The organism is Aeribacillus sp. FSL K6-8394 (assembly GCF_038008865.1).
GTDB classification, from domain to species: Bacteria; Bacillota; Bacilli; order Bacillales; family Aeribacillaceae; genus Aeribacillus; species Aeribacillus composti.
The window spans coordinates 396,478-415,169 of record NZ_JBBPAA010000002.1 but is presented as its reverse complement, the minus strand read 5'-3'; the positions used below and the strand labels follow the sequence as shown (position 1 = coordinate 415,169).

Genomic DNA, 18,692 nt, shown 5'->3' with positions numbered 1-18,692 from the left:
AAAGTATTTTTCAAACTTTTTATACTTTGAAATACATATTAAAATTTGGTTATAATGATTTAAATCGTTGAAGATGTTTTATCAATTGTTGGCATTTAGAAACATTTTTATAGAAGGAAATGAATGCAGCTTTGAATAATATACTTAGTGTAGAGAAGGATTTTGGAGAATTCATCCTTCATAAAAAGAGGTGAAGAACGTGGAAATTAAAGAAATGGAAGCAACGTTATTTTGTATTCATTGCAATGAGGAACAAGATCACATCATTACTTACATTAACGATAAAATTTCAAGGATAGAATGTGCAAACTGCCATCACACAGTTGAAATAAAAATTGATTTATTAAACGAATTTTACCATGAGGTGTATGAAAAAATTGTTCATAAACCGGCTGAGATTACAGAGGAATACCGGAATGACCTCAGTAAATTTTTGCTTTCCCTTCCGATCCGGATCATAAAAAAGCCTTACAGCATTTATAAATATATGAAGCAAACACGAGATGTTTTTAAAACATTTAAAGAGAAGCAAAAACGGAAAAAGTAGCTTTTTTCGGCTTTCCATGCAGTTTAAATCTCCGAATCCCTTAAATGTTTACAGCCTCTTTACCTGGATTTATGCCGATTAATTGCCGGTAGTTAATAAAAAAGCAATACGGCAATTTCAACGAATTTTTTCTCCATTTTCCCCATTTAGCTTGACGAGCAGAAAACGTTAATTTTGAATTAATAAAAAAGGGGTAGCAGCTTTTAGAAGAGAATATAATAAGTATGAATAGCCAAAGATTTATTCGGCATAAGTAGACATGGTTCGACTTAGTGATGTAAAATGATTCTGAATAGGGGAAACATGTTTTCTAGTCATTTCTTCGGAATGGAGCTTTCCCTTATTAATATTTTGTATTTTCATGCATTTGCAAATGAATTTGATTTAAAATTGGACTTTTACGTTTACTTTTTTTAATTGCGATTATGTTGTTTCTAAATAAAAACAAACATTTGGGTTAAAAGGGTTCTATACCAAATGTTGAGGTAGAAGAAATTTCTTAAAAAATAAAAAAGCATTTACGAAATGCTCTCTTTTATAATGAAAGTGGCAAAACCTCATTAAAAAGGAGACTTCGTAAATGCAAGACTATTTGCATCCCAGAGCTGATTGGATTGGAAAATGTAATGGCGTCAAAGATTGTGGAGACAGATACGCACCTTGAATTTTTCTCGAAACCAAACCTTGTTATAAACATGGCCCTCAATGCTGGAAGAGGCAAGATCCATTCATGATTATGTCTGCAGAAGATTCGAGATATCAAGTTTCGTGGAATGTATGCGTACCTCATTCTGAAAAAGCGTCGTTATAAATGTACATTTTGCGGAAAACGTTTCTTTGAATTATATGCCTTTTAGGGCGTTATCAGCGTCATACGAAATTTGTCCTTCAAGCTCTTCTTATCAAAAGGAGAACGGCCAATTTTAAGGAAGTGTCTAAAGATATTGGATGATGATACTCAACGGTTATTCGATATTTTGACCGTTATGATACTTATGAAAGCCACTCATTACCACGAATTTTAGCCCTTGATGAGATCAAGTGGACAACCGAAAAAGGAACATATCAATGTGTCATTGGTGACCCTCAAGGCTACAAGGTATTGGATGTCATTCAAGACTGAAAGTTGGTCCAAGTTAAAAGATTATTTTCGCTCTTTACCGATTTATCGTATTCAAATGGTAGTCATGGATATGTGGCAGCCGTATAAAATTTTGGCCCAACAACTCTTTCAAAATTCGATTATCATCGTGGACCAATTCCATTATGCGCGCCAAAACTTTTGGGCACTCGAACCAAGACAAAGATCGAAACTCGATGAAAAAGTTGCGGTTTCTCTCCCATAAATCGAAAAAGAAGCTCATCACACGTAAACAGGAACTCTCAATATTATTTAGAGTTGCCCCCGATTTAAGGAAAGCTTACCAAGTGATAGAAGTCTTTAAAAAATAGATGACACAAAATAATGAGCGAAATGCAAGGTCAAACTTAGAACTGCTGTATTAAGCTATTGATAAATCGGGACTGAATGAGAAACGAATCTTTAAAAGCTGGGAAAAAGAAATTATCCATTCATTTATTTATCCCTACACCAACGGTTATTTAGAAGGGATTGACAATAAAATTAAAGTGATGAAACGAATTTCTTATGGTATTCGCAACTTTGATCGACTCAGAAATAAGATATTATGCTCACTTATCTAACTTTCATACATATAAAAGAGGTGCTCTTCACATCAAGTACACCCAATAATTGACATAGAACCGTTAAAGGAAGGTGAAATGATCATGATGATTGGTGATCGCATAAAGCAGCTTAGAAAAAACAAAGGTCTTACGCTATCTGAACTGGCTGAACAAGCAGGGGTGGCAAAATCTTATTTAAGTTCTATCGAACGGAATCTTCAATCAAACCCCTCTGTCCATTTCTTGGAAAAAATATCATCCGTTTTAGATGTTCCTGTTAATACATTAATAAATGGGGAAAATGAAGAAAATACGAATGTTCTTGATCCTGAATGGATGTTATTAGTACAGGAAGCAATGAATTCCGGAGTATCGAAAGAAGAATTCCGTCAGTTTTTAGAATTTACCCTGAATCCGTGACAAAACATCTTTACAATGGTCGCAAACCGTTGATACGATAAGGGAAAACGACGTTGACGATTCTTCATCAAGTAGGTGATGTGATGAAAGATTTCCCGATTCGGTTTGTATTGACAGATGAAGCGATTACCCCAAGTGCTGGGCTTGCTCTCGTTGGCTACTTACTCCATCGAACGAAACTGGATAAACGGGTAAACGCACTTCGGCTTCCAACGGTTCGTCGAGAAGTGCACATTTCCCATAGCGATGTCATTCGCTCGATGATTGGCTTGCTTGCCACAGGAAAAACGGATTTCGATCATATCGAAGCGTATCGTCAGGACGATATCTTTTCGGCATCGATGGGGATTCAGCACGTGCCTTCCTCTCCAACCTTGCGACAACGACTCGATCAGCTCGCTTGTCTTCCGATGACCGAAACGATTCTTTGGGAGGAGTCCATACGTCTGTTGATTCAACGACATGCCACTTTGTCCCCTTGTTGGACCAAAGGAAAGACGACATGGCTTCCCCTTGATATAGATGGTTCCCCATTTGACAACTCCGATACGAAAAAAGAAGGAGTCAGTCGAACGTATAAAGGATTTGACGGTTTTACACCGTTGTTTGCGTATGCAGGGAAGGAAGGGTATCTCGTTCATGCCGAGTTGCGTCCAGGGAAACAACATGTGCAAGACAACATGCCCTCGTTTTTAGTCACCGCTATCCGTCGAGCTCGTCAACTGACTTCATCTCGTCTGCTTGTTCGCATGGATGCAGGAAACGATGCAGAAGCGAATGTGCACGTATGCCTAAAGGAAGACGTGGACTTTGTCATCAAGCGAAACTTACGCCGAGAATCGAAAGCGCTTTGGTTCCAGATCGCTTCGCAAAAGGGCAAACGTGTCGATGATGGACAAAGCGAAGGAGTACAAACCTATGAGCTATGCCTTCCACAGAAGGCAGCGATCGATGGAAACACGTATACGTACGTTCAAGTCACCCAAGTGACGGAACGGACGATGGAACGCAATGGACAGCTGATGCTCGTTCCTGATTATGAAGTGGAAAGCTATTGGGTGCGGCTCAAAGGATACGAGCATGTTCGAATGAGCGATGTGCTCGCGTTGTATCATGACCATGCGACATGCGAACAGTTTCATAGCGAACTGAAGAGCGACTTAGATTTAGAGCGGCTTCCATCTGGGAAGATGAAAACGAATGCGCTCGTGTTGGTCATGGGAGCCTTCGTTTACAATCTTCTTCGTCTGATTGGACAAGATCTATTAAGCGATCCGAGACATCCGTTGCACCACAAAGTGAAACGCCGCCGCATCAAGACGATTATTCAGACGGTGATCACGATGGCAGGGCGACTCGTCCGTCGATCACGACAGATCTGGATGAAACTGACGCGAAGGAGTGGCTATAGCGAGCCCCTACTGAACGTCTATCAGAAATGGAGAGAGGCAAGATAACGAACGAATGTTCGGGCACTGATGTCCAACGTCACTCCCTGTGCTTTTTTGTCTATTTTTTTGGTTCGTATACCTAAAAAAGAGATTTGTTCCATTTTCGGAAATAGAGATGACATAGGTCATAAGCATAAAAGGGGTTTTATGGATTATCAATCCATCAAAATTACAACAAAATCAAAGTCGATTTCAATTCATCACGGATTCAGGATTTACAAAAAAATGGAAATTACAGGAAAAGAAAGATCTAAATGTTAACTAAAATTTTTATATTTGTTTAGAAAAATGAACCTCTCTTCGGTTATGATTTTTTTGCTTATATTCCGCAAGGGCGGCAGAATATTTTAATACATTGCGACAGAATATTCCTTCCATGGAAGTAAGATCAGAACGACATGATGGGCACAACCATTTTCTTTCAGAGCAGCTGCTATATGAAAAACGCAGACAATTAGGACAATATTTTTTGTACACCGCTTCCTCCAAGCGCTTCATAACTCATGAAGCTGATCTTTATGTTTATTTCGTTTTTGAAAGAAAAAAATGGCTCCCATCGCGAAAAACATTATCCCAACAAGAATAAATGCATAAAAGTTTGTCGCAGTATTTGGCAAAAGTAAACCTTCATTATTCCCGCTGCCATACGTTTGAATACTGCCTAAAGAAGAATTTGCCTGAAAAACAATTTTAAAAGAAGTTTCTAACCCTTGATATTCATTTCCTAACTGTTCAGGAAATGTGATTAAAAATGTCAACTGGTCTTCTTTGGAACTTTGGATATTTCGCGGTGTAAAACCTTTAAAATCTTTTAACAATCCTTTAAACAAAAGATTTTTTTGACCATCTTTAACCTCTAAAGTTAAAGCATCAAATAATTTTTTTGATCCTTTTATATTTTCAATTAAAGTATTATATTGTATATCAGCATTTTCAACATTCTCGATAATGACCGTTCTTTCAGCCCAATCGCCTGGTTTCATGTTTTCTACTTGAAATAGCATATGGTTTGAATGAAGATTTTTTAAAGCGATACCTATTTGTGTTTCAGCGCTGAAATTTTGAACTTGCATTATGAGCCAGACAAATAAAAAACATATGAAACATCGTCCAATTGATTTGACCATGTATTTCCTCCATTATTGATTTTGAGAATGGTTGAAGTCTTCTTTTGCAGTTGATTGCTTCAAATTTTTATCAATTTCTGCAAGTGCCCGAAAAATGCTGATTAATGAGTAGCTGAACAGAATAATGCCTGGTATGATTAAAAGAATAACGCTTCCTTGTTTAGAATTGGCGAAATTCATAAAATAGCCAATATATGGGATGGTAATGCCTGTATATTTAGCAACAACATTTTTACTTAACACAAGTTCGGAATCGGCTTCCTCATTATTATCCCCTTTTGTCTGGTACATAACTTCATTGCCATTTTTGACAACCTTTATAATTCTATGTGTTACAAACACGTTTTCATCTGCTTGAAATGTAATGATGTCGCCTTCTTTGTATTTTTCCGTTTCTTTTTCAGGTTTTACAACGATCACGGAACCAGTCTGTATACTAGGTTCCATTGATCCTGAAAGAACAATTTTTAATTGATGTCCGAAAAATTTAGGCTCCCCGCCTGAAGCTTTTGACGAAATGACTGTGAATAACATGATGATTAATGAAGCCAGCAGCATGACCGATATCGTGTTGCTGATCCATTTAACAACTTTTTTCATTTTTTTACCCATTCCTTTCGCTTTGCTCAAGACACAAAACGTAATGAAATAATTGTAATCACTTTACTGTAAAGGTGGTTCGTTTTGCTCTAAAGCATTTGAAACTTGTTCTTGTTTTGCTGATTGCTGTTCTTTCAGGTGAATGTCATTTGATTTTGTTTCGGTTTTATTCTGTTCTATTTGTTGCGCTCCATTTTCTTTCATTTCATCTTTTGAATGATTTTCTTGATTCTCATTTTCTTTCATTAACGTTTCGTTGGATTGCTCTTTCTTTACTTCGTTTTCTTTCCCATTATTTTCCCGTATAGGTTCTTCCACTGGAAGTTGTTTTTGTTCTTGTTTCGAATGTTCGGATGGTTGAGCTGCCTTATCTTCATTAAGGTTTTGATCTGAGTCATTCGCAGGTTGATCAAGTTGTTCGTTCTTTTTGCAAATTACTTGAATGTTTTTGCTCCAAACATCATCATTTGTATTCATTAAAACGTTAAATTTATAATTTCCAGGTTTTTCGGCATTGTATGCTAATTGGAATTGACTCTTACTTTTTAATGCTGGAATCTTTCCTTGACTTATTTTTTCTCCATTCATTGGATCTCCTTGAGCAATGAAATATATTTCATAATGCAATGCTTCCGCTAAATCATCCCCTTCATTTTGAATAACAGATGATATTCGAACTATTCCGCACGATTGAATGACCTTGTCTTTATCGTCCACAAAGCGCAGCAGAATGGATTTGTCCTCTTCAGGAATTGTTGCAGCAAGAAAACCGGTTATGGCTACTGTTTTATTAAAACTGGCCCCGGTGTAGGAACTAACAAAGTTGAATGTTATGAAAAGAAAGTAACAAATTGCGACAATTTTGAACATTATTTTCAAATGCATTTTCTTTTGCCCAAATTTTTTTACTCGTGAGTACCGAATTTCTCTCACCACCGTTTCAACTTTTAGCAATCAAGGGAAGTTGGCAGTTCCCCGCCTTCTCCCCTATATTGATAGCTATCTTGCTTCACCTGCTTCTTGCTTCGCGTCAAATTTCCAAGTTAGTTTTAAAGAATCGCCTTGGAAACGATTTTGATCTTGATTGTTGTCTACAAAGACGAATTTAACTTTGAACTTATCCGTTTCATTTGGATCTAAACCGCCAATATTCCACCAGAGCCATTCATCCTGCACTAAATCCGGCTTTAGATTTTTAAGCTGTGCCAACGTTTTTTCATAAACAATAACTTCCTTATTGCTCACATTCTTTAAAATTTGCACCTTAATATGATTGCCGAAATCATCGCCGTTATTGTCATTTTTCGCATCCGTTACAGTATAATCTGTCTCAAGAAGAACTTTAGAAATACCCAAACTTCCGCTGTTCTTTAATGTGAATTCACGCTCCATCCAATCCCCAGGCTTTAAGTTGTTGACATTAATAATTGTTTGCGGATCAAGAGTTAAATCTAATGTACCTGCTGCAAATGTGTTATTGGAGGTTTCAACATCATTAAAGTAGGCATATGTACCTCCCCCGATTAAAGATAAACCTAAAGCCGCAGTTGCTACACCCATTCCCAACTTTTGTTTAATACCCATTTTTTAAATCCTCCTCATAAGAAATATAATTAAGACTATGTTCTTTATAACGAACACAACTTAAATATAATTTAACTCTATCATGTTGTAAACCCCTTTTTTAAAAATATTTTTATTTTTTTACAAATAAATCGTTCTTTATAATGAATTGTTAGAATAATGCTGTTATCTCTTGAATAAAACTATTAAATTAGAAGTATAACAGTAAAAGGTTATTTACTAATTTTTAAGGCTCATTTTCCATTCTGATAATCAAAACAATTCAAGAAAAGGATTATAAACGCAGCTTGCGATCTAACTTTCATACGAGGCGCGCTGCAAGGGCACCTCAATAATTCACGTAGAATCTATAAAAAAAATAGTAGCACAAACCATGGCCGTGGTCTGCACTACTATTGTTAGTATGTTTTTTCAGCCCTTTTGTTTATGGACTGCCGTTATCCGTTGATTGCTTTTCAGATTGTGATTTTCCGTTCGGATTGGTTGTGCCGGCTCCTTTTCCTGGATCATTATTACTGCTTGATCCACTGTCATTCCCGTTGCTATTCGAGCCGCCGTTTCTGTTATTATTTGATCCGCCAGTTCCGTTATCTCCTCCTGGTGGTTTTTGGCCGTTTCCTTGGCCGCTGCCGTTGTTAGCTGGTGGTTGTGGCTGCGGCTGTTCATTGGCAGGAGGCTGATTTGGCTGCTTTATTTCTTTATTATCTTCAGGCTGCTCTTTGTTGTCCTCAGAATTTTCTTGCTGCTCTTTATCCATGTCATTTTGATTGTTCTCTTCTTTTGGCTCCTGATTTTGCTCCTGATTTTCCTCTTCTTGTTTTTGCTCCTGTTCATTATCTTTTACTTGATCCTGTTTTTGATCCTCTTTTTTATCCTTTTCTTTTTGTTTTGGAATTGCTGGGATTGGAGTTCCCCTTACAAATAATTCAGTTCGGCCGCCAATCACTCTTTCGACGACGCTGTCCGGTTTTTCAAAATCAGGTGTTTCTATTTTTTCAGAAACGTGAGACATGATTTCTTTAAAAATAAGTCTTGAAATCTTCGCCTTCTCGTTTGTCACATACGTTTCCTGAGTCGTCTGGTCGTATCCCGTCCAAACCGCAGCCGCATAACGAGTCGTGTAGCCGACAAACCAGGCATCAGATGTTCCATCTCCTCGTATATTTTCCGGCAAGTTGGTTGTTCCTGTTTTTCCTGCTAGTGGAAGTCCTGGGATGTTCGCCAGTCGCCCTGTTCCTTCTTTCACGACGGTTTTCAACATATCGGTCATCATGTAGGCGGTATAGTCGCTCATCGCCTTCACCGGTTTGGAAGAAAGATCGATTTCTTTACCGTTTGGATACACGACTTTCCTTACCGTAAAAGGCTTATGATAAACGCCCTCATTTCCAAAAGCGGCATACGCCCCAGCCAATTGAAGCGGGGACACACCTTTATTAAAGCCTCCGATCGCATATGAAGGATAGATCTGATCGAGCGGGATTCCGAGTTTTTCCGCAAATTCTTTTGCCCGGTCTTCCCCTACCTCCAAAAATGCTTTTACAGCCGGTATATTGTAAGACCATTGTAGCGCCTTTCGCATCGATATACTGCCGCGATATTGACCGTCCCAGTTTTTGATTTCTTTGCCATGGATGGTGAGCGGCTCGTCAATGAACTGTTTATATGTAGACCATTTGAAATGTTCGATTCCCGGGCCGTAATCCAAGATCGGCTTAATCGTCGAACCTGGCTGTCTTTTCGTTTGTGTTGCGTAGTTAAAACCTCTTTGTATTCCTTGATCTGAGTTGCGGTTTCCGCCAATTGCCCTGACGGCACCAGTCTGTGTATCAAGTAGCACGACTCCTGCCCGGAACTGATCGTCTGGATAATAAATGTATTGATCAGTTGTCAGCACTTTTTCTGTAAATTTTTGAGCTTCCGGATCAAGGGTTGTATAAATTTTTAAACCGCCCGTATAGATATCCTTTTCCGATATTCCGGCATCAACAATATCTTTGATGACTTGATCGATAAACGCTTGATATTTCGGCCCTTCTTTTTTCTTCTTTAATAATTTCTCAACCGGGATCGCTTTCGCATCTTGCTCTTCTTTTTCGGTAATAAAACCATGCTTCCTCATTAACGACAATACTATATTTCTTCTTTTTTCAGCTAAATCCGGATTTTTAAATGGATCGTATTCGCTCGGTCTTTGCGGCAGCCCCGCCAACAGCGCCGCTTCACTAATCGTCAGCTTTTTCACGGATTTGTTAAAATATGTTTCTGCCGCTGTCGCAACCCCGTATGCTCCTTGACCGAAATACACTTTATTTAAATACATTTCAAGAATTTCTTCTTTTGAGTAGCGTCGTTCCAACTGAACAGCCAAGTAAGCTTCTTGTATTTTTCGCTTGAGCGTTTTTTCAGGCGTTAAGAATGAATTTTTGACTACCTGCTGGGTAATCGTACTTCCGCCTTCAGCGCCGAATCCTTCTTTTACATTCGCAACGGTTGCACCTGCGATTCGTTTAAAATCGATTCCATTATGCTCAAAAAACCGCACATCTTCTGTTGCGATAAACGCATTTTGTACATTTTTCGGTATATTTTCGATTTTGATGATTTTCCGATGTTCGCTTCCTGAAATATCTCGCACTTTTTCATTATACATATCATAAACGGTTGAGGATAACGGATCTTTCAGTAATTTCGGGTCTAGTGCAGGGGCGCTTATAATGTAAGACAATACCACGATACCGCCCGCAGTCATCATTACGATAATCGCAAGAATAAAGGCTGTCATGATTTTTATGAGCGGAGATTTTTTAGAAGCTGATTTCTTTTTTTGACGTTTCTCCATACGCGTCTGATATTGATCTCCCATTTCCGTCTCCTCCTAACCTGTATAGAAGGTAATCTATAAATAATACACGATTAAGATTATACGGATGACGAGAAGATTTTTGTGGTGGAATTTGTCGGCAACAGACAATTTTTTTACAAAAAAAATTATAACACTTATTTGAACTACTCTTAAAATAAAACACTTTTTTAAAATAGTACCCCTGTTTTGAAAAAGATTTGCGAACCTTCATAACATTCCTCTTCATTTAGGAAGTGTTTTATCGAACAGATCGTAATAAGTTCCTACTAAATAGAGGAAGAATCGACCTTATCTTTGCTCCGTAAATATCTTCGAAGTTCGAGAGTATTGCTATTTACCATAATTTGTAACAGTTTTATAGCAATGAGTTTTTTCATTATTCTTTGATGAATCGAAAGAATATTATATACTAGAAACATATTTATTTTTTTACTTAAACGCAGAAAAGCGTAAAACCTGAAAAGCGATTAAGTAAAAAAGTATGCTGCCAGTTATTCTAGTATATTTTTCATAATGGACAGAAAGGCATGAACACCATGGAAAAAGATCAAACATTAAAAAAAGGGTTACTACCTCGACATGTTCAGTTTATTGCGCTAGCAGGCATGATTGGAACAGGAATTTTTAAAGGGAGCTCAGATACATTAAATATTGCCGGCCCAAGTGTTGTAATAGCTTACTTATTAGGAGGCCTTTTATTATTTATTGTCATGACGGCACTGGCTGAGATGGCGATTGTTTATCCGAACTTAAACGTTCAGCATCTTGTTTATAAAGCTTTTGGCTTCCATATATCCTTTATTGTAGGATGGCTTTATTGGATCAATTGGATTGTTGTCACCGTTGTTGAAATTTTAGCAGCAGGAAGCTTTCTGAAATATTGGTTTCCAACCGTACCGTTATGGCTTTTAAGTCTCCTTTGTATGGTTTTAATCGTTGGAATGAATTTGTTTCAAGTAAAGTACTATGGTGAAATTGAGTTTTGGTTTGCCGGAATTAAAATTTTCGCATTAATCGCTTTCATTTTATTAGGCTTTGGCATTTTGTTTGGAATTATTCCGAGCAATATTGATGATCCTTTTTCTAACTATACGGCACACGGCGGGTTCTTTCCTTATGGAATTGGAGGAATGTTAAGCGCCTTTTTAGTCGTCATGTTTTCATACGGCGGGGCTGAGTTAATCGGTGTTGCGGTCACAGAAACAAAAGATGCAGAAAAGGTTTTGCCGAAAGTCATTAAAGGAACGATGTGGAGAGTTATTCTCTTTTATATGCTTCCTATTCTTATTATTTGTGGTTTAATGCCGTGGAATCAAGTGACAGGGGAAGACAGTCCATTTGTCCAAGTATTGAGCATCACAGGTCTTCCTGGAGCCGCTCATATTATGAATTTTGTCCTTATTACTGCTGTTTTATCAGCGGCGAACTCAGGGATTTACGCAACTTCCAGAACATTATATTCCATGGCTCAAAGCGGTGAAGCGCCAAAAAGATTTTTAAAGATTTCCAAACAAGGAATACCGATCAACTGTATTACCGTTACGGCTATCTGTATTTTATTTGGGGTATTGTTAGCTTATATGACTCCAGACCGAGTCATCAGCTATTTAATGACGATACCTGGTTTTACGATTATTTTATTATGGACAAGCATTTGTCTGGCTCAGCTAAAGCTTCGTTCTCAGTATAAGGAGAAACCATATTTCCAAGTAAAATGGTTCCCATACACAACGATAGTAGCCACCGTTTCATTATTGGTCATCTTTTTCTCTTTTATCTTTAATAAGAAAAATATGATCGGTTCTACTGTTTGCCTTGTCATCTTAGCTCTGCTCACCATATTTTCTTTTATGAATAAAAACAGAAAAGAACAAAGTGATAAAAATAACAAGGATAAGGTAGAAAGTCCGTAAAATAAGGACATTAAAAGACTCATTCGTAACTCTGTCAAAAAAATGCAGTGTCTTGAAAAATGCACATGATAACAAATTTTAGGGGGGAAACCTTCCCCTGTCAGACAGTCGATTATAAACGGCTTTAGCCCTTTAGAACACAGGGCTAAAGCCGTTTTTATGATAGTTTTCCCACCGTAAGACGGGAATTGGAAACATTATGATAGGTCAAGATAACAGATTATTTTTTCAACTTCTCGGAAACAAGATATGCTACGAGCACGTATCGTTCCGGCGCGGAGCCGATAAAATGAAACGGATAACATGTACTGACAGTTAACGTAGCCCTCGGTTTCGGAACGATCACGGTCCGGTCGTCTTTATCAACGATCCGAACCTTATAGATTTTATAAGTAAATTCTCCAGCTGAAGTTGTGACGATTAACTCGTCTCCTTTTCCTACTTCCCCCAGCCTACGAAACACGGTGTCGCGATGACCGGAAAGAACCGAATTGTCTGCCTCTCCTGGCAATACGCTTCCTGCAAAATGACCGACCCCTTTTTCAAGCTCTTCTTCGTTCGTTCCATGGTATATCGGAAGTACTGCATTTAGTTTTGGAATAAACAGCTCTCCTATTTGCTCCCCAATTTTAGGTCGTGTCGGATATAAAACCTTTTCTGCCTTCATATTTTTTTCTGGGGCCGGCTGTTGAGCTTCCGCCTTCTGTTTCGTTTCAGAATGGGTCTCAGGCAGTAGCATTCCTTTGAAAAGTTTATAGCTGTTTGCGGCTGAAAACCATAGGCCGGCTAATATAATCATTGATGCAAAGAAAAGAAGAAACAACCGCTTGTTTCGGCTGCTTCTTTTTGTAGTTTCCAGCATATTAAACCTTCCTTGCTTGTCTAAAAATTAAAAATCCCGCTAAAACAATGAACAATCCTACAATAGCATTCATGCCATAGCCGGAATCTGTTTTCGGCAATTTTGCACCTTTTACTGTTTTATGCTCATTGTCCTTTACAGCTTTTAGCTTTTTTTCTATTTTTTGCGAAACGTTTTTCTCTTGTTTCACACTTTTGGCTTCTTGAGCGCCGTGACGAATCGTTTGCCCAGTTCGATGTAACGTATCTGAATCAACGATTTCTCCGGTAATGAGGAGATCAGCCAAAAATTCTCCACTTTCACTGTATATGTTGATTTTCAATTTTGCATTGATCAATTCTTTCAAGTTAAATAGATCAAACAGCGAAAGCTCCTTTTCAGACCCATCTTTTACAAGGGAAAATGTAACTTTAATTTTAAAAATACGTTGAAAATCTTTAAAAATCGAAATTAACTCCTCGATTTGGCTCTTTGTAAGCTCTGTCGCTTCATCAAACCCTTCAAAAGCCATCATCCGATCCGCCAAGTCCAACAAAGCTATAATTGTCTCTTCTTTCATAAGATGCTCTTCAATTGATCGCAAATGGTTCTTTAACCGCTCGATTTCTTCTTTTGTCAATCCGTATTCCTGCTCAAAAACCGTTAATAAATCGTAAAGGAGCTCGTCTTCTACACCAGCATCCCATTCTTCACTTAAAAATGTTATAACATCCTCTTCCAAATCATCTAGAAAAACGTAATCCTCCAATTTTTTTCCGTGTTCTTGAAGCAGCTGGCGCAACTCCTTTTCATTTAAATCATATTCATCATAAATATAGGATAAATTGCTTAAATCCTTTTTAATAACTTCTCCTAAAAATCTTTCTAAACTTTTAACGGTTTTAAAGTCTTCCAGTTTTCTCTCATATAAACTCAAAGATCTATTAATATGGTCAATCGTCACAGGAAATCCTCTAATACTACTAATTTTCGCCAAATAGTCTTGCAAATTTTTATCAAAATTTGGATCACGCTCTATGTAAAGCATGATGGCATCATACAGATTTTCTACAAACACATACTCATCTAGATCTTCACCGTGTGCTTGAAGCAGCTGGCGCAAACTGGCTTCATTTAAATTAAATTCGTCATATATTTCGGTTAAATTGCTTAAATCTTTTTGAATGACCTCTCCTAAAAAATCACGAAGTTCTTCAACAGAATCAAAATTTTCGATCTTTTCTTCATATTGAGCTAACGAAAATTCGATATGTTCTCTTGTAACTTTGAAACCTCTTTGTTTACTTACTTCCTCTAAATATTGATTCAGTTCTTTCTCAAAAGATGCTTGTTGTGCAGCTGATGACGGCTTTGGCATCACTCCTATCCACAAAATAAAAGCTAGTAATATGAATCCCCATTTTTTCATCATAATCCTCTTTTCCTCTTTTTTTATATCTCTTGAGAAAATTATAAATAGGAATAACGAATCAATCAACAAAATTTTTACAATTTTTACAAAAATTTTTTCATGCACAAAAAAAGCGACTTCTAAATTAGAAGTCGTTTTCTTCATTTTCTTCATTCAAATTTTGCAATTGCTGCAATTCTATGATTCGACTTTTATCTTTTTCAAAAAATTGAATCAGATCCCCTATTCGGTCAATAGCATCCCAGCTCAAATGGTGCTCAATTCCTTCCACGTCGCGATAGATGTTTTCTTCTTTGACGCCAATAATCCGCAAAAATTGCTCTAACAGATCATGTCGGTAGACGAGGCGTTTTCCGATTTTTTTTCCTTTCGGCGTTAAGACGAACCCTCTATATTTTTCGTAAACTAAGTAGTCATCCTTGTCGAGCTTCTGCACCATTTTTGTAACGGAAGAAGGGTGTACAGATAACGCTTCTGCTATATCCGACACTCTCGCATAGCCTTTATTTTCAATTAGCAAATATATTTGTTCAATATAGTCTTCCATACTCGGGGTTGGCATTGGTTATCCTCCATTAATATCTTCATCATACAAAGTTTACTATATAAAAGCACCATAAGACAAGCGTATGGAGGAGATCAACCGTTATGAAAGACAATTTAATAGCCGATTTTCATCCTGTCTTTTTTACAGTTTTATGCAATCGCAAATATCTCGCAATCCATCCATGTTTCGGAGAAAACAAAAAGCTTATGAAAAACACTAATCCTGTGGCAAATGCCATTGAGCCAGAAATAGAAGTGTCGACCCAAGCTGCTATATAATAGCCCGCTACAGCAGATATTACGCCAAATAATCCGCTTAATACTAGCATAATAGAAAGTCTATCTGTCCAAAGATAAGCCGAGGCAGCTGGAGTAATTAACATCGCAACGACCATAATTGCGCCGACCGCATCAAAAGAAGCAACTGTCGTGATCGATACTAAGCATAAGAATACATAATGCATGAGTAAAACAGGAATCCCTAAGCTGGCAGCAAGCGCAGGATCAAATGAAGTGATTTTCCATTCTTTATAAAAAGCGACAAGAACAAATAAAACAACAAACAAAACGAGAGCCAGCAATGCTGTAGCCTTCGGAACCTCGCCAATTAGAGGAAGTGACATTTTATTCCAAGGTATAAAGGTGATTTCCCCCATTAAAGCATGTTGAACATCTAAATGTGCATTTCCTACAGAAGTCGCTATTAAAATAACGCCAATAGCAAACATCGTCGTAAACACAATTCCTATTGCTGCATCTTGCTGAACGTCTAAAGAATGAAGCCATTGCACTAAAAAAGCTGTCAATAGTCCTGCAAATATAGCACCAATGAGCATATGAGTTCCGCTTAATTCACGTGTAATAATAAAAGCGATGACAATTCCTAACAGAACCGTATGACTAATTGCATCAGCCATCATCGCCATTTTCCTGAGTATCAGAAATACACCTATTAAGCCGCAGGACAGCCCTACTAAAGAAGCAGTTACGATAATCCACATAGCATGATAAGTCATGGTCATTCTACCCCTTTTGTTCTTAAGGCCTTACTGGTATGAATATTCACTAATCTTTTTTGCATTTTCAATTGTAAATACTTGACCAGAATCCCTTTCTCTTTGCCAAAGAAAAGCGATAAGAAAAACAGCGCGGACGCCACAATGACGATAAAAGGTCCTGTAGGCCATCCTCTTCCCAATGCACTGATGAATGTTCCTAATGCTCCAGCCACTCCCCCAAACAGAGCTGATATGATAATCATCCGTTGAAAAGACTGTGTCCAATAGCGGGCACTTACTGACGGGATAATCAGCAGGGCGGCAATTAAAATAACTCCTACAGCTTGAATCCCGATGACAATCGTTGTGACAAGAATCGTTGTATATAATCCGTTCATCCATTTAAGTGACAGTCCTAATCCTTTTGCAAATTCCGGATCGAAAAGATATATTTTCCATTCTTTAAATGCAATGAATACAATCAAAATAACCGCCAAAGCTAGGATTAACATTGTAGTGACATCTGATCTGACCATCGAGGCGGCCTGACCGAAAATAAAACTGTCCAAACCGCTCTGATTTCCGCCTGACGTCCGATTCACAACTGTCAGGAGCATGATTCCTAAGCCAAAAAAAATAGACAGCACCATTCCCATCGCCGTATCTGCCGAAATTCTAGTTGATGAACGTATCCATTGGATAAATGATGCTCCAATTAAAGCGCTGATGGATGCTCCAATGATCATGACAAATAAGTTTTTTTCTCCAAGTAGAAGAAAGGCGATCACAACACCGGGCAATGCTGCATGAGCTAAGGCATCGCTCATTAAGCTTTGCCGCTTCCAATAGGCTAAACAGCCCATTGTTCCAGCAGCAATCCCAAAAATCATCGTGCTAAATAACACCCATTGTGTGTTGCTATTTAATAGGATTGTGAACATGAAGACTCTCCTCTCTCAACCAGCGCAAGTCTCCTCCATAAGTTCGCGAAATATTTTCTCTAGTAAAAATTTGCTTCGTTTTTCCGTACTGAATGACGGTGCGATTTAATAAAAGAACATGGTCAAAATAATCTTCTACTGTTTGCAAATCATGGTGCACGACCATGACCGTTTTTCCTAAAGCTTTTAATTCTTTCAGCAATGTCATAATAGCGCGTTCTGTTGCTGCATCAACACCAGCCAGCGGTTCGTCCATAAAATACAAGTCGGCATTTTGCACTAATGCGCGTGCTAAAAACACACGCTGCTGTTGACCGCCAGAAAGCTGGCTTATCTGACGGTCAGCGTAATCAGCCATCCCTAATTTTTCCAAGGCCTCGAATGCTTTTTGTTTATGCAATCGGGATGGCCGCTTCAGCCATCCGATTTGCCCATATAGTCCCATAGTGACAACATCCAATGCGTTTGTTGGAAAGTCCCAATCAACCGAACCTCGCTGTGGTACATAACCGATCCTTTTTTGGACCTTGTTGAATGGCAATCCGAAAAATTTCACTGATCCCGTTAAGGAAGGGTGAAGATTTAATATTGTTTTTAAAAGCGTCGACTTTCCAGCACCGTTCGGACCGACGATTCCCACTAGCGAACCAGCCTGCACTACAAAATTCACATCGAAGAGCACTGTATTTTTTCGATAGGAAGCGGACAGATTCTCTACTTGAAGCACTGCTTCAGCCATGCTATTTTCCTCCTTCGCTTAATGCTTCATAAATCGTATTGATATTATGGCGATACATTCCTATATAAGTTCCTTCTTCTGTTCCTTCCTCACCCATTGCATCAGAGTAAAGCTCCCCGCCTAATGTAACGTTAATTCCTTCACTTTTCGCTCCTTCTATGACAGCCTTGATCGATTTTTCATTAATACTTGATTCGATAAATACGGCAGGAACTTTGTACTTTTTAATAATGTCAATCGTATCTTGAATATCTGTAATACCGATTTCGGAATCAGTGCTAAGTCCTTGAAGACCAACTACTTTAATGCCGTGCATTCGTCCGAAATATCCGAAAGCATCATGCGCTGTGACAAGAACTCTTTGACTTTCTGGAATGTCCGCAAGCTTTTCGGCTTCTTTTTTCAAATCAGCTAATCTAGCAAAATATTTCTTTTTATTTTCTTCAAAATAATCTGCGTCTTCCGGAGAGAATTCTTTTAATTGTTCAACCGCAGCATCCAATGCCTGCTGCCAAAGGTCCAGATCAAACCAAATATGAGGATCAACTACCCCTTTTTCATCCTTTAAAAGAGATTCTTCAGGAATGGTTTCACCGACTGCAAGAACAGGTTTTGATTCAGAGATCTTTTCAAATATTTCAACCATGTTCGCTTCCAAATGCAACCCGTTGTAAAAAATGATATCTGCTTCTTCAAGAGTTTCCATATCACTTTGAGTAGCCTTATACAAATGAGGGTCTACAGACGGCCCCATTAAACTTTTGACATTTAAACGATCGCCGCCGATTACAGACAACGGCTCGCCAATTTGTGCAATCGTTGTGACGACATTAATTTTTCCATCTTTTGATCGTTTGGATGCTTCTTGTCCAGAACTACACGCGCTTAACACCAGCAAGGCACTAATTAAGAATAAGCACCCCATTTTTTTCATAACATTTTTCATTTTTTCGCACTCTCCTTTTATTTTTATGAATTGATTTGATTTTTAAGTCAGCCCA

19 protein-coding genes are annotated in these 18,692 nt (G+C 38.1%); 7 read left to right on the top strand and 12 right to left on the bottom strand.

Features of this window, described 5'->3' with window-relative positions:
• The first annotated feature begins 199 nt into the window (after positions 1–199).
• The 6 genes from NSR00_RS14545 (at position 200) to NSR00_RS14530 (ending at position 4,110) form a co-directional block, all read left to right on the top strand.
• Positions 200–547, top strand: coding sequence for a hypothetical protein (locus tag NSR00_RS14545; protein WP_063386339.1), 348 nt, complete (start codon positions 200–202; stop codon positions 545–547).
• 740 nt (positions 548–1,287) lie between these two features.
• On the top strand, positions 1,288–1,404 hold the full coding sequence (locus NSR00_RS18150) for a transposase family protein (protein ID WP_445659588.1): 117 nt from the start codon (positions 1,288–1,290) through the stop codon (positions 1,402–1,404).
• A 174-nt stretch (positions 1,405–1,578) separates the two neighbouring features.
• Positions 1,579–1,893 carry a transposase gene (locus tag NSR00_RS18145; RefSeq protein WP_144597200.1) on the top strand — a complete coding sequence of 105 codons (315 nt, stop codon included), beginning with the start codon at positions 1,579–1,581 and terminating at the stop codon, positions 1,891–1,893.
• A gap of 163 nt (positions 1,894–2,056) precedes the next feature.
• On the top strand, positions 2,057–2,251 hold the full coding sequence (locus tag NSR00_RS14540; protein ID WP_094246425.1) for a transposase: 195 nt from the start codon (positions 2,057–2,059) through the stop codon (positions 2,249–2,251).
• An 87-nt stretch (positions 2,252–2,338) separates the two neighbouring features.
• Entirely contained in the window at positions 2,339–2,653 is a 315-nt protein-coding gene (locus tag NSR00_RS14535) for a helix-turn-helix domain-containing protein (protein WP_340789874.1), read from the top strand.
• Positions 2,654–2,736: 83 nt separating this feature from the next.
• Positions 2,737–4,110: an IS1380-like element ISGsp2 family transposase gene (locus NSR00_RS14530; RefSeq protein ID WP_044899598.1), complete on the top strand. Its 1,374-nt coding sequence runs from the start codon at positions 2,737–2,739 to the stop codon at positions 4,108–4,110.
• A 488-nt stretch (positions 4,111–4,598) separates the two neighbouring features.
• Here NSR00_RS14530 and NSR00_RS14525 read toward each other — a convergent pair whose 3' ends face one another.
• The 5 genes from NSR00_RS14525 to NSR00_RS14505 all read right to left on the bottom strand — a co-directional run bounded on the left by NSR00_RS14525 (position 4,599) and on the right by NSR00_RS14505 (position 10,281).
• Positions 4,599–5,231 (bottom strand): LPXTG cell wall anchor domain-containing protein, encoded by a 633-nt coding sequence (locus NSR00_RS14525; RefSeq protein WP_094245062.1) that lies wholly within the window; start codon positions 5,229–5,231, stop codon positions 4,599–4,601.
• Positions 5,232–5,243: 12 nt separating this feature from the next.
• A complete protein-coding gene (gene sipW / locus NSR00_RS14520; protein ID WP_094245061.1) occupies positions 5,244–5,831 on the bottom strand; it encodes a signal peptidase I SipW in 588 nt (195 codons plus the stop codon).
• Positions 5,832–5,894: 63 nt separating this feature from the next.
• On the bottom strand, positions 5,895–6,764 hold the full coding sequence (tapA, locus tag NSR00_RS14515; RefSeq protein ID WP_340789545.1) for an amyloid fiber anchoring/assembly protein TapA: 870 nt from the start codon (positions 6,762–6,764) through the stop codon (positions 5,895–5,897).
• A 66-nt stretch (positions 6,765–6,830) separates the two neighbouring features.
• Positions 6,831–7,415, bottom strand: coding sequence for a CalY family protein (locus NSR00_RS14510; RefSeq protein WP_094245059.1), 585 nt, complete (start codon positions 7,413–7,415; stop codon positions 6,831–6,833).
• A gap of 424 nt (positions 7,416–7,839) precedes the next feature.
• Complete coding sequence (locus NSR00_RS14505) at positions 7,840–10,281, bottom strand: PBP1A family penicillin-binding protein (protein WP_340789544.1); 2,442 nt, start codon at positions 10,279–10,281, stop codon at positions 7,840–7,842.
• Between the two features lie 536 nt (positions 10,282–10,817).
• On the opposite strand from NSR00_RS14505, the gene NSR00_RS14500 reads away from it, so the two are divergent.
• Positions 10,818–12,194 carry an amino acid permease gene (locus NSR00_RS14500; protein ID WP_340734395.1) on the top strand — a complete coding sequence of 459 codons (1,377 nt, stop codon included), beginning with the start codon at positions 10,818–10,820 and terminating at the stop codon, positions 12,192–12,194.
• 220 nt (positions 12,195–12,414) lie between these two features.
• Here NSR00_RS14500 and NSR00_RS14495 read toward each other — a convergent pair whose 3' ends face one another.
• From NSR00_RS14495 to NSR00_RS14465, 7 genes are all read right to left on the bottom strand, one after another.
• Positions 12,415–13,056 (bottom strand): class D sortase, encoded by a 642-nt coding sequence (locus NSR00_RS14495; RefSeq protein ID WP_340789542.1) that lies wholly within the window; start codon positions 13,054–13,056, stop codon positions 12,415–12,417.
• Position 13,057: 1 nt separating this feature from the next.
• A complete protein-coding gene (locus NSR00_RS14490) occupies positions 13,058–14,467 on the bottom strand; it encodes a processed acidic surface protein (RefSeq protein ID WP_340789541.1) in 1,410 nt (469 codons plus the stop codon).
• 124 nt (positions 14,468–14,591) lie between these two features.
• On the bottom strand, positions 14,592–15,029 hold the full coding sequence (gene mntR, locus NSR00_RS14485) for a transcriptional regulator MntR (RefSeq protein WP_063386346.1): 438 nt from the start codon (positions 15,027–15,029) through the stop codon (positions 14,592–14,594).
• 112 nt (positions 15,030–15,141) lie between these two features.
• A complete protein-coding gene (locus NSR00_RS14480; protein ID WP_063386347.1) occupies positions 15,142–16,029 on the bottom strand; it encodes a metal ABC transporter permease in 888 nt (295 codons plus the stop codon).
• Between the two features lie 2 nt (positions 16,030–16,031).
• A complete protein-coding gene (locus NSR00_RS14475) occupies positions 16,032–16,952 on the bottom strand; it encodes a metal ABC transporter permease (protein ID WP_117017041.1) in 921 nt (306 codons plus the stop codon).
• On the bottom strand, positions 16,930–17,691 hold the full coding sequence (locus NSR00_RS14470) for a metal ABC transporter ATP-binding protein (protein ID WP_063386349.1): 762 nt from the start codon (positions 17,689–17,691) through the stop codon (positions 16,930–16,932). The genes NSR00_RS14475 and NSR00_RS14470 overlap by 23 nt, the downstream gene beginning before the upstream one ends.
• 1 nt (position 17,692) lies before the next feature.
• Positions 17,693–18,637 (bottom strand): metal ABC transporter solute-binding protein, Zn/Mn family, encoded by a 945-nt coding sequence (locus NSR00_RS14465; protein ID WP_066246945.1) that lies wholly within the window; start codon positions 18,635–18,637, stop codon positions 17,693–17,695.
• Positions 18,638–18,692: the final 55 nt, after the last annotated feature.